General features: G+C 73.5%; 11 protein-coding genes. 10 read left to right on the top strand and 1 reads right to left on the bottom strand.

From position 1 onward, the window contains the following. Positions 1 to 54: 54 nt before the first annotated feature. Complete coding sequence (locus ACFWW8_RS04595; protein WP_386523532.1) at positions 55 to 1,656, bottom strand: tryptophan halogenase family protein; 1,602 nt, start codon at positions 1,654 to 1,656, stop codon at positions 55 to 57. Between the two features lie 173 nt (positions 1,657 to 1,829). Between ACFWW8_RS04595 and ACFWW8_RS04590 the strand changes: the two genes are divergently transcribed. The 10 genes from ACFWW8_RS04590 (at position 1,830) to ACFWW8_RS04545 (ending at position 15,741) form a co-directional block, all read left to right on the top strand. Continuing rightward, on the top strand, positions 1,830 to 2,810 hold the full coding sequence (locus ACFWW8_RS04590) for a BTAD domain-containing putative transcriptional regulator (protein WP_386523529.1): 981 nt from the start codon (positions 1,830 to 1,832) through the stop codon (positions 2,808 to 2,810). Between the two features lie 157 nt (positions 2,811 to 2,967). Further along, complete coding sequence (locus ACFWW8_RS04585) at positions 2,968 to 4,476, top strand: aldehyde dehydrogenase family protein (protein WP_386523727.1); 1,509 nt, start codon at positions 2,968 to 2,970, stop codon at positions 4,474 to 4,476. Then, positions 4,473 to 6,455, top strand: a complete 1,983-nt coding sequence (locus tag ACFWW8_RS04580; protein WP_386523526.1) for a non-ribosomal peptide synthetase — start codon at positions 4,473 to 4,475, stop codon at positions 6,453 to 6,455. Before ACFWW8_RS04585 ends, ACFWW8_RS04580 begins: the two co-directional genes overlap by 4 nt. Positions 6,456 to 6,458: 3 nt before the next feature. After that, positions 6,459 to 7,208, top strand: a complete 750-nt coding sequence (locus tag ACFWW8_RS04575) for a thioesterase II family protein (protein WP_386523523.1) — start codon at positions 6,459 to 6,461, stop codon at positions 7,206 to 7,208. Then, the gene (locus ACFWW8_RS04570; RefSeq protein WP_386523724.1) at positions 7,205 to 7,486 is read left to right on the top strand and encodes an MbtH family protein; all 282 of its coding nucleotides are present in this window, start codon (positions 7,205 to 7,207) and stop codon (positions 7,484 to 7,486) included. The genes ACFWW8_RS04575 and ACFWW8_RS04570 overlap by 4 nt, the downstream gene beginning before the upstream one ends. 1 nt (position 7,487) lies before the next feature. Beyond that, entirely contained in the window at positions 7,488 to 8,699 is a 1,212-nt protein-coding gene (locus ACFWW8_RS04565) for a cytochrome P450 (RefSeq protein WP_386523521.1), read from the top strand. Positions 8,700 to 8,714: 15 nt separating this feature from the next. Next, positions 8,715 to 12,653 (top strand): amino acid adenylation domain-containing protein, encoded by a 3,939-nt coding sequence (locus tag ACFWW8_RS04560; RefSeq protein ID WP_386523519.1) that lies wholly within the window; start codon positions 8,715 to 8,717, stop codon positions 12,651 to 12,653. Beyond that, positions 12,653 to 13,297 carry a 4'-phosphopantetheinyl transferase family protein gene (locus ACFWW8_RS04555; RefSeq protein ID WP_386523516.1) on the top strand — a complete coding sequence of 215 codons (645 nt, stop codon included), beginning with the start codon at positions 12,653 to 12,655 and terminating at the stop codon, positions 13,295 to 13,297. Before ACFWW8_RS04560 ends, ACFWW8_RS04555 begins: the two co-directional genes overlap by 1 nt. A 12-nt stretch (positions 13,298 to 13,309) precedes the next feature. Beyond that, positions 13,310 to 14,380, top strand: coding sequence for a winged helix DNA-binding domain-containing protein (locus ACFWW8_RS04550; protein WP_386523515.1), 1,071 nt, complete (start codon positions 13,310 to 13,312; stop codon positions 14,378 to 14,380). Positions 14,381 to 14,469: 89 nt separating this feature from the next. Further along, positions 14,470 to 15,741, top strand: coding sequence for an MFS transporter (locus ACFWW8_RS04545; RefSeq protein ID WP_386523512.1), 1,272 nt, complete (start codon positions 14,470 to 14,472; stop codon positions 15,739 to 15,741). Positions 15,742 to 15,816 lie beyond the last annotated feature (75 nt).

Raw genomic sequence — 15,816 nt, 5'->3', positions numbered from 1 at the left:
GGAGCGGGGGGCCGGCCGCCGCGCCCTTGGGGCGGTCGCGGCGGCCGGGAGGCCTTACGCGCCGTGCAGTTGGCGCAGGTAGTCGTATGCGCTGGGCAGGGTCTCCAGCAGGTTCTGCTGCTGGCGCTTGACGGTGTCGAAGAGCGGCTCGGCGCCGGCGACCGATTCCGGCCGGTGGGCGAGGGAGGGCAGCGGGGCATCCGGTTCGAGGCCGAGGCCCGCGAAGATGCAGTAGTAGCTGCCGTTCGTCCAGAAGTTGCGGAACTCCGCCTCGAAGTTGCCGTAGTACGTGGACTCGTCGGTGATCGGCGAGTTGATGGGCAGTCCGGCCTTGTAGGCGGAGATCTTCTGCTGGATGTTGTCCGGGAGCGTCAGCGTCTTCTGCGCCTGCCAGAACGGGGTGTCGTTGCGCGGCGCGTAGTAGAAGTGCGCCTGGATGAAGTCGCGGGTGTCGTCGAACATCACCTCGATCTCGTTGTTGAAGCTGTCGATCAGACCCTTGTTGAAGGTCTTGTCCGGGAAGTGCTTGGCCAGCTGGTAGATCGCCGCGGTGATGAAGTAGATCCCGGTCGACTCCAGCGGCTCCAGGAAGCAGGACGACAGGCCGATGCTGACGACGTTCTTCACCCACGCGCGGCGGTTGCGGCCGACGCGGAAGCGGATGTGGTTGAACTTCGTCTCCTCGACGTCCAGGCCCCACATGTCCGCGAACTCGCGGGTGGCGGTGTCCTGGTCGGCGAACTTGCTGGAGTACACGTATCCGGTGCCGAAGCGTCCCAGCATGGGGATCTTCCAGGCCCAGCCGGAGGACATCGCGATCGACGAGGTGTACGGCTCCACGCCGTTCGCCTCGTCGTCGTGCGGAACGGCGGTGGCCACCGCGCTGTCGCACAGCAGGTGGTCGCTCATGTCGATGAACGGCTCCGCCAGCGCCTGGTTGATGAGCAGGCCGCGGAAGCCCGAGCAGTCCACGAACAGGTCGGCCTCCAGGGCCAGTCCGGCCTTGGTGTGCAGACGGGTCACGTAGCCGCGGTCGTCCTGCTCGACGCGCGTCATCTCGTCCTGCACGTGCTTGACGCCCTGCTTCTCCGTGGCGAAGCGGCGCAGGAAGTCGGCCACGAGCTGGGCGTCGAAGTGCCACGCGTACCGGGTGGCCGGGCGGCCGTCCAGCCAGCGCGGGGCCTTCATCGCGTCCATCACGGGGGGCTCGCGGAAGCAGGCGTAGTCGAACGGCTCGGTGGTGCGGCCCTCGTACTTCCGCTTGAACCAGTAGTGCGACAGCGGGGTGTGATCGTAGTCCGGGAGCAGTCCGAACGGGTGGTAGAAGTGGTCCGGGCCACCGCCGGGCAGCTCGCGCGCCGTCGCCTCGCCCTGCCCCCCGGTGCGCCAGTTGACGAAGCGCACGGCCATCTTGAAACTGGCGTTGCACTCCCTCATCCACTCGTCCTCGGCGATGCCCAGGTAGTCGAAGAACGACCGCTGCAGGTTGGGCACCGTGGCCTCGCCGACGCCGATGCGCGGAATGGAGGGCGCCTCGAGGACGGTGATGTCGACCGTGCCCTGGAGCGCCTTCCCGAGATACGCGGCGGTCATCCAGCCGGCCGTGCCGCCGCCCAGGATGACGACCTTCTGAAGCCGGGTGTCGGTGCTGGTCATGAAACAGCCCTCATTTCGGAGTCGGCGGTTCGGGTGGTCGTGCTCATCAGGGTGGAGAACCGGCCTTTCACCGTTCTACACAGTGCCCTTCCGGCCGTTGTAGAGCGCTTGTAGACCCCCCGAACACACTCGTCGCAGGCAGAGCGGCAGGCGCAGACCAGGGGGAGGGCTCCATGAGCACCGCAGCGATCGAGACAGCGGAGCCGAGGGTACGGGTCCGGTTCCTCGGCGACTTCGAACTCACCGTCAACGGGGCCCGTGTGGAGCGCTGGAGGGCCGGCAAGGCCCGTGGCCTGTTCCAGTACCTCGTGGTGCACCGCGGCCAGATGCTCACCCGAGACCGGCTCTACGAGTCCCTGTGGCCCGGCACCGACAGCACCTCGGGCAGCTCCCTGAAGGTGGCGGCCCACGCGCTGCGCCGCGTGCTCGACGCGCACCCCGACCGGCCGGGCGACTCCGGGATCCGGCTGGTCTACCGCGACTTCGGCTACGTCCTGCACGTGAGCGGACTGTGGTCCGACCTCGATCGGTTCCAGGAGCTCGTGCACACCGGCCTACGGGCCTCCGTGGCCCGGGACGCCGCGCTCGCCCGGACCCGGCTGGGGGCGGCGCTCGACCTGTACGGCGGGGAGTTCCTGCGCGGCGAGAGCGCCGACTGGGTCGTCGAACAGCGCGAGTACCTCCGGGCGCTCGCGCTGCGGGCCCTCGGTGTGCTGCGCGCCGACGCCGAGGCCCGCGAGGACGCGGTGGAGCTGATCGAACTGTGCATGCGCACGCTGGAGATCGACCGGCACCACGAGGAGACGTACCGCGCGCTGATGTCCGCGCACGGCCGCCGGGGCGAACTCGCCTGCGTCCGGCGCTGGTACGAGCTGTGCGCCCGCCGGATGCGCGACGAGCTGGCCGTGGCACCCGGCCACGAGACCCAGCAGCTCCTGCGCACCCTGATCCCCGCCGCCGCCCGGACCTCCGCCCCCGGGGCCACCCCCTCCGGCGCCCCCGCCACCGTCCGGGCGCTGCGGTCCCCGGCCCGCCGGCCGGCGGCCGCCGCGGCGTGGGGCGCGGATCCCCGTACGACCGCCCTCGCCCGCCCGGTGCGGCGGGCCCGGCCCGACAACAGGGCCCAAGCCGCCCTGGCCCGCACGGCCGACTGAGCCGCCGTCCGGGCGCCCGCGTGATTCCGCGACGCCGCGATCCCCGCGATCCCCGCGCTTTCCGTGACCGAGTGAGGACTCCACCGTGACCGTGCTGACCGTGCCCACCGCGCCGCAGGACTCCGGCCTGCGCAGAACCGACCCGGGCGGGACCCCCCTGCCCCCGCGCCACGACGACCAGTGGATCGGCGGAGCCTGGACCGCTTCCGACGCCGACGGCCGCCTCGTCGTGACCGACCCCAGTACCGAACGCGCCCTGGCCACCGTGCCCGCGGGCACGGTCCGCGACGCCGACCTCGCGGCGCGCGCCGCCGCCGGCGCCTTCGAGCGCTGGTCCGCCACCCCGCCCCGCGAACGGGCCGCCCTGCTGCGCCGGGTCGTCGAGGCCATGGAGGTGCGGGCCGACCGCTTCGCCGAGGTGATCACCGCGGAAGTCGGGGCGCCCGCCCGGATGGCACGCCAGACCCACGTCGGGCTCTCCCTCGGCATGGCCGCGCACTGCGTGGAGACCGCGGCCTCGTACGCCTTCGAGCAGCGCGTGGGCCACTCCCTGGTGGTGCGCGAGGCGGCGGGAGTGGCCGCCTGCATCACCCCGTGGAACACGCCGCTGCTCCTGACGGTGCAGAAGATCTTCCCCGCGCTGGCGGCCGGCTGCACCGTGGTGCACAAGCCGAGCGAGATCACCCCGCTGCACGCCCGGCTGCTCGCCGAGGCGATCGCCGAGGCCGATCTGCCGCCCGGGGTGTTCAACATGGTCGTCGGCACCGGACCCACCGTCGGCACCGCCCTGGTGACCCACCCGCTGGTCGACGTGGTCTCCCTGACGGGCTCCACCCGGGCCGGCCGCGAGGTCTCCGCGCTGGGCGCCGACCGCGTCAAGCGCGTCCACCTCGAACTCGGCGGGAAGAACGCCAGCCTCGTCCTCGACGACGCGGACCTCGCGGCGTCCGTCGCCGCCACCGTCGACCAGATGCTCTTCAACACCGGCCAGACCTGCCTGCAGTGGAGCCGGCTGCTGGTGCCCCGCGCCCGCCAGGACGAGGCCGTACGGCTCGCCGGCCAGGCCATGGACGGCTACGTCACCGGCGATCCGCGCGACCCCGCGACCGACCTCGGCCCGCTGGTGTCCGCCGAAGCGCACGCCCGCGTCACCGAGTACATCCGCCGCGGCACGGAGGAGGGCGGCGCCCGCCTGGTCCGCGGCGGCGCCGGCCGGCCCGCGGGACTCGCCACCGGCTACTACGTTCAGCCGACGATCTTCGCCGACGTGGACCCGCTGACCACGATCGGCCAGGAGGAGATCTTCGGCCCCGTGCTCTCGGTCATCCCGTACGACGACGAGGACGAGGCGGTCCGGATCGTCAACGGCACCCGCTACGGACTGCACGGCGCGGTCTGGTCCGGCGACGGCGCCCGCGCCGAGCGGGTGGCACGCCGCTTCCGCTCCGGCCTGGTCGACGTGAACGGCGGCCAGTTCAACCCGGCCGCCCCGTTCGGCGGCTTCAAGCAGTCCGGGATCGGCCGCGAGTGCGGCACGGCCGGCCTGGAGGCCTTCCTGGAGACCAAGTCGATGCAACTGCCGCAGGGCGGCGACCAGGTGGTGGGCCCGCGGCTGCGGTCCACCGCGGCCGCCCGCCCCGCGGACACGGAGAGGAACGACGGATGACCGAGCGGACCGCCGAGCACCCCGGGGGCGCCACCGCCCCCGGCGTACCGGCAGACGACACACCGACCCCCGCCGACCCGGAGCGGCTCGACCTGGCACCCGCCGGGTGGGCGGAGGCCGGCCCGACGGCCGGTTTCCCGGCCGCGGGCACTGCGGCCGCGGGCACTCCGAGCGCCGCCGCCGGGCGGCCCGCGGCCGAGACGCTCCCGCCGCTGTTCGCGCGGCTGGAGCGGTGGACCCGCGAGCAGCCCGACGAGTACGCCGTCAAGGCCTCGGACGGCACCCTCACCTACGCGGCGCTCACCACCCGCACCGCCCGCTACGCCACCGCGCTCGCCGCCGCCGGCGTCGGCCCGGAAACCTCGGTCGGACTGCTCCTCGGCCGATCCCGGGAAAGCGTGCCCGCCCTCCTCGCCGTCTGGAGCCTCGGCGCGACCGCCGTCCCGCTCGACCCCGGCCACCCGGTCGAGCGCCTCGGCCACGTGCTGCGCGACGCCGACGCCGCCGTACTCGTCGCCCCCGCGGCGCCCGACGGGCTGGAGGCGGGCGCGGCCCGCCTGCTGACCCCCGCCGACGTCCGCCGTACGGCGCCCGGCCCGCTGGCCGTGTCCGTACCGGCCGCCGACGGCTGCGCGTACCTCATCTACACCTCCGGAACCACCGGCCGCCCCAAGGGGGTCGAGGTCACCTACCGGGGCCTGGACACCTTCGTCGAGGCCCTCGTCGGGCTCGGGCTGCCGCCCGGCGGGCTCGGGCTCAACGCCGTCTCGCCCGCCTTCGACGGCTGGCTCTGGTGCACCCTGCTCTACCTCACCCACGGCCAGGGCGTGGCCCTGGTCGACCTCTCCCTCGACGGACTGCGCGCGGCCGCCGCGGAGGGCCGCGAGGCCCTGCCCGCCGGTCTGCGCACCGTCTCCCTCACCCCTTCGCTGCTGGCCGCGCACGGAGCCGGACTCGACTCGGCGGAGGTGGTCTTCGTCGCCGGCGAAGCCTGCCCGGCCGCGCTGGCCGAGCGGTACGCCCGCGGCCGCCGCCTGCTGAACGTGTACGGGCCGACGGAGGTGACCATCGCCGCGACCTGGGCCGACAGCAAACGGGGTGACGACGTGAGCACGATCGGGCGACCGCTCCCCGGCTACCGGGCGTACGTCCTGGACGAGGACCTGCTGCCGGTGCCCGCCGGCACCGAGGGCGAGCTGTACCTCGGCGGGCCCGCCGTCGCGCGCGGCTACCGCAGGCGCCCCGGACTCACCGCGAGCCGGTTCCTGCCCGACCCCTTCCTGGGCGGCGGCACCCGCATGTACCGCACCGGCGACGTCGTCGTCCGCCGCACCGGCGGCGAACTGGAGTACCGGGGCCGCCGGGACGACCAGGTCAAGATCCGCGGGCACCGCATCGAACTGGGCGAGGTGGAGCGGGTCGCCGCCGAGCTCCCCGAGGTCGTCGCCGCGGCCTGCTGCCCGCTCGCCTCGGGCGAGACCCTCGGCCTCGCCGTGGTCGCCGCACCCGGCGCCGACCCGGCCGGGCTGTCCGCCCGCGTCGTGGAGCGCTGCCGCAAGCAGCTGCCCGCGGCCGCCGTGCCGGGCACCGTGCGGGTCCTCGACCGGATCCCGACCCTGACCACCGGCAAGGCCGACCGCGAGGCGCTGTCCCTGGCCCTGTCCGCCCCGGAGGCGCCGGAGTCCGGCGCGGACCCGCGCGGGGCGTTCGCCGCGGCCACCCCGACCGAGCGCCTGGTGACGGGCGTCTGGGCCGAGGTGCTCGCCATCGAGGTGCCGGACCTGCGCGCCGACTTCTTCGAGCTGGGCGGCCACTCCCTGGCCGCGGCCCGGGCGGTGTCCGAGCTGCGCCGGATCACCGGCCTGCGCGTCGGCCTGGACACCCTGCTGGACCGGCCGACGGCCTCGGAGTTCGCCGCCGAACTCGACCGGCTCCTCGCCGCCCGGGAAGCGCCGGCCGACACCGCCGAGGGGGCCTGAGCCGTGGGCACCTGGATCTCCACCTGGAGCACCGACCCGGCGGACGCCGCCCTCCCGGCGCTGCTCTGCCTGCCCCCGGCCGGGGCCGGCTGCCAGCAGTTCCGCTCCTGGCAGCCCAGGCTGTCCGGCACCGCCCAGGTGTACGGGGTACAGCTGCCGGGCCGGGAGAACCGGTGGCGCGCGCCCATGCCGGACACCTTCGGTGAGGCCGTCGCCGCCGCCGCCGAGGAGCTGGCGGCCACCCTGGCCGCCGACCGGCCGCTGGTCGTCTTCGGCCACAGCTTCGGCGGGCTCCTCGGCTACGAACTCTCCCGCCTGGTGCGGCCGCGGGCCCTGGTGGTCAGCGGCTGCCGGGCCCCCGGCTTCTGGGACGGGGCCGGCCGGGGCATCGTCGACGACGCGGAGGAACTGGACAAGCTCTTCGACACGGCGGGCGTCGACCCCGCGCTCCTCGACGAGGCCACCCGCGACCTGATGGTCGCGATGCTCCGCAAGGACGCCCGGCTGTCGCTGAGTTACGTCCACCGCCCCGGCGACCGCCTCGACGTGCCGGTGCACGCCTGGGGCGCCGACGGCGACGAGACCGTCAGCTCCGAGGAGCTCGACGGCTGGGCCGCGGTCACCACCGCCGGATTCGCCCGGCACCGCACCACCGGCGGCCACCACGCCGTCCTGCGACGCCCCGAGCCCGTACTGGAACACCTGGCCGGGCTGCTGCGGGGAGAGGGCGCCCCGCTCGCCCCCACCCCCTGACGAACGGCACGCCCGCACGCTCCGCCCGCACCCGTACGTCCTGCCCGAACCCGCACGTTCGCCCGCCCGCATCCGCCCGCCCCAGCCCGGAGGACACCGTGCCCACCACCCATCAGGTCCTCGTGAACCACGAGGGGCAGTACGCGCTGTACCCCGCCACGCGCGAGACGCCCGACGGCTGGACCCCGGCCGGTTTCGACGGCACCGAGGACGCGTGCGCCGCGTTCGTGGACGCGCACTGGCCCGACACCCGCCCGCTCAGCCTGCGAGGAGCCTGAGATGAAGATCGACCTGCTCGACCCGGGCCCCTTCGCCCGCAACGACTTCTGGCCCGCCTTCACCTGGCTGCGGGCCAACGCGCCGGTGCACTGGCACCCCGAGCCCGGCGGCGACGACGGCTTCTGGGTGCTGAGCAAGCACCGCGACATCGTGAAGGTCTACGCGGACAGCGACACCTTCAGCTCGGCGCGCGGCATGCGGCTGGGCAGCGACCCGGCCGCCGTCGCCGCCGTCGCCCAGCGCATGCTGATCGTTTCCGACGTCCCCCACCACACCCGTCTCAAGCGCGCGCTCTACCAGGCGTTCGGCCCGCAGCAGATGCCCCGCCTGGAAGCGCTCGTGGAGAAGGTCGTCGGTGAGCTGGTGTCCGAGGCCGCCGAACGCGACGAGCTGGACTTCATCGACCTCGCCAAGCAGCTTCCCAACCGGGTCGTCTGCGCGATGATGGGCATCCCGCGCGCCGACTGGGCGTGGATCGGAGCCCTGACCACCGGCGCCTTCGACTCGCCGGACGAGGCGGTCCGCACCAACGCGCACTCGGAGATCTTCCTCTACTTCATCGAGCTGCTGGCCGAACGGCGCGTCCGCCCGGGTGACGACCTGGTCAGCCAGATCGCCCACGACACCCTCGTCGACGAGGGCGACGGCACCGAACGGCCCCTCAGCGACGAGGAGATCGTCTTCAACCTCAACGGCGTGCTCTCCGGCGCCAACGAGACCACCCGCTACTCGGCCGCCGGCGCCGTGCACATGTTCGCCGAACACCCCGACCAGTGGCGGCTGCTACGGGGGCTGGGCCCCGGGGGCATCGCCCCCGCAGTCGAGGAGATCCTGCGCTGGACCACCCCCGGCGTGCACGCCCTGCGCACCGCCGTACGCGACACCGAGATCAACGGGACCCGCATCGCCGAGGGCGACCGCGTCACCCTCTGGAACGTCTCGGCCAACCGGGACGAGGACCTCTTCGCCGACCCGCACGCCTTCCGCGTCGACCGCCGGCCCAACCGGCACGTCGCCTTCGGCCACGGCCGCCACCTGTGCCTCGGCGCCCGCCTGGCCCGCTTCGAACTCGGGGCGCTGCTCACCGAGATGCTCACCGTCCTGGACGGCTTCGAGCTGACCGGACCCGCCACCTTCAACTCGTCCAACTTCACCTGGGGGATCAACAGTCTCCCCGTGCGGCTGCTGCGCAGCCGAGCCTTCGCGAAGTAAGAAAGGGCCCGCACTGTGACCACCGCACTCGTCGACTTCAACCGTTCCGACACGGCGTTCCCCGCCACCGGATACCCCGAGCTGCTCGCCGAGCAGGCCGCCCGCACCCCCCGGGCCACGGCCCTGGCGCAGGGCGACCGCTCCTGGACGTACGCCGAACTGGAGGCCGTCACCAACCGGCTGGCCCACGGCCTGATCGCCCGCGGCGCCGCCGCGGGCGAACGGGTCGGGCTCTGCTACCCGCGCGGCGCCGAGTACGTCATCGGCTCCCTCGCCGTCCTCAAGACGGGCGCGGCCGTCGTCGCCCTCGACCCCGTCAACCCCGACGACCGGCTCGCCGCGATGATCGCCGACGCCGGGCCGCTGCTGGTCCTCACCCCGGCCGAGCTCGGCCGCCGCATACCGCAGGACGTGCCCCAGGCCGAGGTGCTCGCCGCCGGCCAGGGCCTGCCGGACACCGCTCCCGGGGTCGTGACCGGGCCGGACACCGTCAGCCACCTCATCTACACCTCCGGCTCCACCGGCACCCCCAAGGCCGTCCTGGAACGCCACGGCGCGCTCACCAACCTCGTGCACTGGACCCGGCGGGCGTACGGGGTCCGGGAGGGCGACCGCGCCTCCTGGATGTCCACGCCCGGCTTCGCCGTGCAGATCATGGAGTGGCTCGCCTACCTGCCGGCCGGCGCCGCGATCCACATCCCCGAGGCCGGTCAGGCACAGACCCCGGAGCAGATCCGCGACTGGCTGGTGGGCGAGGGCATCACCCACACCATGCTGGTGGCCGCCCTCGCCGAGCCCGCCTGGGGTCTGGAGTGGCCCGCGGACACGGCGCTTCGGATCCTGGTGACCACGGCCGAGCGGGTCCACAGCTGGCCGCCCGTCGACACCCCCTTCCGGGTCGTCATGACGTACGGCACCACCGAGACCACCAACGTGCTGTCCTGCCTCGACCTCGGGGCCGGCGTCGACTTCACCAGCCAGACCACCCCCGAGGAGGTGCGGGCCACCCGGCAGGTCCCCGTCGGCGTACCCATCGCGAACCTCCGCGTCCACCTCTTGGACGAGGACGGCGCACCGGTGCCCGAGGGCGAGGTCGGCCGGCTGCACGTCTCCGGCGCCGGCGTCGCTGCCGGCTACCACGGCCGCCCCGAGCTCACCGCCGCCAAGTTCCACCCCAACTTCGTCGCCGACGACCCGCACCCGGTGCTCTACGACACGGGCGACCTCGCCCGGCGCCGCGAGGACGGGGCCGTGGAACTGCTCGGCCGCTCCGACTCCCAGGTGAAGATCCGCGGCTTCCGCGTCGAACTCGGCGAGGTGGAGACGCACATCGCCCGCCTCGACGGGATCGCCGAGGCCGTCGTCGTCACCCAGGAGCGCGGCCCGGGCGACAAGCGCCTCGTCGCCTACGTGTCGGCGGACGGCGCGGCCGCGCCGGACCCGGCCGCGGTGCGCGCCGACGTCGCCCGCACCCTGCCCTACTACATGGTCCCGGCCTCCGTCGTCGTCCTGCCGGCCCTCCCGCGCCTGCCCAACGGCAAGGTCGACCGGCGCAGCCTGCCCGAGCCGCCGGAGGGCCGCGACGGCGTCGGCGCCGGGTACGAGGCCCCCCGCAACGAGGTCGAGGACGGCCTCACCCGCCTGTGGGCCGAGGCGTTCCGCACCGACGGCGTCGGCATCCACGACAACTTCTTCGAGCTGGGCGGACACTCCCTGCTCGCCTTCCAGCTGATCGACGAGATCCGCCGCCGCTACAGCGTCGAGCTGAGCCTCTCCGACCTGTCCACCTACCCGACCGTCGCCGAACTCGCCACCCTCGTCACCACCGAACGCTCGGGCGCCCGCGGTTCGTTCGGCGGACTCCCGGCGATCGTCCCCGACCCGGCGGGACGCTTCGAGCCGTTCCCGCTCACCGAGAGCCAGCAGGCGCTGTGGATCGGGCGCGGCGGACTCGTCGAGCTCGGCAACGTGGGCTGCCACGGCTACTTCGAGTGGGAGAGCGAGCAGCTCGACGTCGCCCGTTTCGAGGGCGCCTGGCGCCGGCTCGTCGAACGCCACGACGCGCTGCGCACCCGGGTGCTGCCCGACGGAACCCAGCAGGTCTTCGAGGAGATCCCGGCCTACGAGATCCCCGTCACCGACTTCGGGGGGCTCGACGAGGAGTCCCGCGACGAGGAACTGGCCTGCCTGCGCGAGCGGTTGTCCCACCAGGTGCTGGACGCCGACAGCTGGCCGCTGTTCGACGTGCGGATCAGTCTGCTCGGCGGCGGCCGGGCCCGGATCCACCTCTCGCTGGACTTCCTGGTGGCCGACGCCTGGAGCTACTTCCAGGTCCTCATTCCGGACCTGGTCACCTACTACGTGGAGCCCGGCGCCGAACTGGCGCCGCTGGAGCTAACGTTCCGCGACTACGTCCTGGCGGTCGGGAACTCGCTGCGGGACAGCGAGCTCTACCGCCGCTCCGAGTGGTACTGGCGCGACCGCCTCGCGACGCTGCCGCCCGCCCCGGCCCTGCCCGAGCGGCCGGCCGACGCCCCCGAGCTGCCCGTCCGCTTCGAACGCCGCACCCACGTCGTCGCCCCCGCCCTGTGGACCCGGATCCAGGAGCGGGCGCACGCCCGCGAGGTGACCCCCTCCGGGGTGCTGGCCGCGGCGTACGCCGAGATCCTGGGCACGGCGTCCGGCCAGGCCCGCTTCACCATCAACTTCCCCCTCTTCAACCGGCTTCCGCTGCACCCGCAGGTCAACGCGCTGCTCGCGGACACCACCACCACGCTGCTGCTCGCCGTCGAACAGCAGGACAGCACCTTCGCCGGGCGGGCCCAGGCCGTCCAGCGCCGGCTCTGGGCCGACCTGGAACACCGCTACTTCAGCGGTGTGCAGGTCCTGCGCGAGCTCACCAAACTGCGTGGCTCCCTCGCCCCCGCCATGCCCGTGGTGATGACCAGCCTGGCCGGCCACCCGCCGCAGTACGAGGAGACCGAGCTGGGCGCGCCCGTCTACGGGATCTCCCAGACCCCGCAGGTCTCCCTGGACTTCCAGGTCTTCGAGAAGCCCGACGGGCTGACCTTCAACTGGGACTTCCTGCCGGCGGTCTACCCCGACGGGCTCATCGACTCCATGTTCGAGGAGTTCACCGCGCTGCTGGAGGCGCTCGCCGAGGACGAGGCGTGGGAGCGCCACTCGCCGCCGCCCGGCGACGAGAGCGCCGCCCCCGGCAAGGCCGAGGAGCGCGACACGGGCGACGCCTGGGAGCGCTACTGGGCCGGCATCCAGCGCACCGGCCGGGGCGGCGACGTCATCTGGGACGCCGACAGCGGCGAGGAGTTCCACTGGCTGCTCGGCCAGGCGCAGAACCACTTCCAGGCCGGACTGCCGGTCATCGACCTCGGCTGCGGCAACGGCCGCTACAGCCGCGAACTCGCCCCGCACTACCCCTCGGTCGTCGGCGTCGACGTCTCGGCCAGCGCCATCGACCACGCGAAGCGCGAGGCGAAGGGCGTCGACAACGTCGACTACCTGGCGATCGACATGACCGACGCCGAGCAGGCCGCCGTCCTGGGGGAGGGGCCGTACAACATCTTCGTCCGCGGCGTCTTCCACGTCCTGGACGGCGAGGCCCGGGCCCGGCTCGCCGACATCGCGGGCCGTCTGCTGGGCAGCGAGGGGACGCTGATCGTCCACGAGCCCGACTACTCCAGCAACTCCTTCGGCTACCTCGGGTTCGTCGGCGGCAAGCGCGGCCGTGCCGAGGACCTCGTCGGCCCCCTGGAAGCGGCCGGCGTGCGGCACTCGCACCGCTTCACCCGGCCCGAGCTCGCCGAGGCGTTCGGCGCCGACGCGTGGGAGATCGTCGAGGACGAGGCGATAGAACTGCACGCCATCGACCCGCAGTCGGACTCGGACGCGCTGCGTCTGCCCGGCTACTACGCGGTGCTGCGCCGCCGGCGCTGATGGCGGGTCTGGCACTGGCGGGGCCGACCGCAGCGGTGCTGGCTGCGGCCGGGGACGTACGGGAGCTGCTGACCCGTACCGAACTGGACCGGGCCGGCGCCCTGCGGTCGGCGGGCGACCGGGACGACTTCCTGGCCGCCCACGCCCTGGTCCGGCTCTGCGCCGGGCGGCTCCTGGGCCGCCCGGCGCAGAGCCTCACCGTCGTCCAGAGCTGCGGGAGGTGCACGCGGCCGCACGGCAGGCCGAGCCTGGCCGAGGCCCCCGGCACCGGCGTCAGCCTCGCGCACACCCGGGGCTGGGTCGCGGCCGCGGCGGCGCCCAGCCCGGTCGGCGTGGACCTGGAGGCCGTGGACGGCCGTCCGCTGGACTGGCGGACGGCCGCACTGGCCTGTACGGAGAAGGAGTTGGACGCCCTGCGGGCGGCCGGCGACCCGCGGCGCGCCTTCCTGCGCCAGTGGGTGCGAAAGGAATCCCTGGTCAAGGTCGGGGCGGGCACGCTGGACGAGGCGGCCCGCCTCGACCTTCCCGTGTACGGGCGGGAGCCGTCCCGCTGGCGGGGCTGGCACCTGGTGGACTGGGGCGGTGACGGGGCCGTCGGATGCGTGGCGGCCCGCGACGAGACGCGGCTGCGGCTGCTCGGCTGAAAGACTGGAACCGTGGAACGACGCACGACCGACCGGCTGCTCAGGGCACGCGCACAGGCGATCGGGGGCGGGGTCCGGGAGGACTCCGTCGCCGCCGTCCTCGACCGGGTGCTGGCCGTCCAGGCCCAGGACCTGCCCGCGGCGGCGCTCGGGCTGCGGGTCCGGTCCCGCGGACTGACCCTGGACGCGGTGCGACGGGCGACCGACACCGAACGCACCGCGGTCCGCGGCTGGTTCATGCGCGGCACCCTCCAACTGGTGCCCGCCGCCGACGCCCGCTGGCTGCTCGCCCTGTTCGGGCCGGTGTACCTCGCCCTCGCGGCGCGGCGGCTGCGCGAACTCGGCCTGGACCCGGACCTGTGCGAGCGCTCCGAACGGCTCATCGCCGGTGCGATCGACGGCGAGGGGCCGCTGACCCGCGCCCAGCTCACCGACCGGCTCACCACCCTGGGGGTCGAGCCCAAGGGCCAGTCCGCCTTCCACCTGATCCGCCGCGCGGCCCTGGCCGGCCGGATCTGCCACGGGCCGCAGCGCGACGGCGAGGCCACCTTCGTCCTCCTCGACGACTGGCTGCCCGCGGGCGGGCCCCCGCCCTTCACCGGAGCGGCCGCCGAGCGGGAGCTCGCCCGCCGCTACCGCCTCGCCCACGGCCCCAGCGACGCACTGGACTTCATCCACTGGTCCGGGCTCAGGACCACGGCGGGCAAGGCGGCCTGGGCCGCCGTACGGGAGGGCGGGGACGGTGCCGGCGCCAGCCCGCCCGACCCCGCGGCACCGGACGTACGGCTGCTGCCGGCGTACGACAACTACCTCGTCGGCTACCGCGACCGGGACCTGTCCGTCCCCGCCGCGGAGGAACGCCGGGTCTGGCCCGGCGGCGGGCAGATCCGGGCCACCGTCCTGGTCGACGGTCTGGCCGTCGGCACCTGGTCACGGGGTCGCGGAGGGGCCGGCGTGAACGTCGAACCGTTCCCCTCGGCCGCGCCCCCGACCCCCGCCGTCACCGCCGCCCTCGCCCGCGAGAGCGCCGACATCGCCCGCTTCTCCAGCGGAACTCACAGCCTGTCTACAAAAGGCCTATAGTCCGCTGATTCATAACCGGACGCTAACTCGGGGTCCATAGCGTCAGTGCCGTCCGACAATTCCGTACCCAATCAGAAAAGGGCGTCGACATGGCACTCGGTCGGCATTCCGATTTCAATCGCCTGTGGTTCGGGCAGACCGTCAGTAATTTCGGCGACAAGATCTCCCTCCTCGCGCTCCCGACCCTCGCGGTCGTGATCCTCGACGGGGGAGCCTTCGAGGTCGGCGTGCTGGGCGCGCTGCGCTTCCTCCCCTTCCTGCTGCTCGCCCCGGTCGCGGGGCTGGTGGCCGACCGGGTGTCGAGGCGCACCGTCATGATCGTCGCCGACCTGGGCCGCTTCCTGGCCCTGGGCACGATCCCCCTGGCGTTCGCCCTCGACTCGGTCAGCATGGTCCACATCTACCTCGTGGCGGCGGTCACCGGCTGCCTCACCACCTTCTTCGAGGTCTCGTACCAGTCCTGGCTCCCCCAGCTCATCGGTACCGAGAACCTCATCGAGGGCAATACCAAACTCCAGATCAGCCGCAGCGTCGCCGAAGCGGTCGGCGCGGGCGCCGGCGGTGCGCTCATCCAGATGCTCGGCGCCGCGCGCGCCATCACCGCCGACGCGTTCACCTTCCTGATCTCGCTGATCGCCCTGCTCGTCATCCGCCACCGCGACGTCCGCGAGCGGACCGAGGAGCGGAAGGCCTCCGCCAAGGCGGAGATGAAGGAGGGCATGCGGACCCTGTTCGGGAACCCGGTGCTGCGCGGCCTGTTCACCGCCAACGTCGTGGTCAACCTCGGCGCCGCCATGGGCGACGCCCTGCTGATCGTCTACGCGTACAAGGTGCTCGACCTGAGCCCCGGCCAGGTCGGCATCGCCTTCGCCGTCATGTCGGTCTTCGTCATCGTCGGCGCGGTCCTCTCCGAGCAGGTCGCCAAGTTCCTGACCGTCGGCCGCGTCCTCGTGCTGACCGCGGTCGTCCTGGGCATCGGTTACATCCTCGTCCCGACGGGCGGCGCCGTCGGCGGCTTCGTCGGACTGATCGTGGTCCAGGCCGTCATCGGCTTCGTCTCCCCGATGTTCGACATCCACGTGCTCAGCCTCGTGCAGGGGGTCACCCCGAACGAGCAGATGGGCCGCGTCAGCGGAACCGCCCTGTCGGCGGTGTACGGCGCCCTGTCGCTGGGCTACTTCGCCGGCGGCGCCCTCGGCGAGGCGGTGGGCCTGACGGCCGGCCTCGCGGTGGCCGGTGCCGTCACCATCATCGGCGGACTGACGCTGCTGGGCGGACCGGTCTCCAAGATCAAGGAGATGCCCGGCGGCGACGCCGGGGAAACCAGTCCGGCCGAGGCCGAATCGAAGATCACTGCCTGAGCGGCACCCCGGGGGTGCGGGAGTGGGTGCCGGCCGAACGGCACCCGCTCCGCACTGCTCCGCGCACCACCCCGC

This window comes from Streptomyces sp. NPDC058701 (genome assembly GCF_042715295.1).
GTDB lineage: Bacteria > Actinomycetota > Actinomycetes > Streptomycetales > Streptomycetaceae > Streptomyces.
Note: the sequence above shows the minus strand (reverse complement) of the source record. Positions and strands in the feature narration are given on the sequence as shown.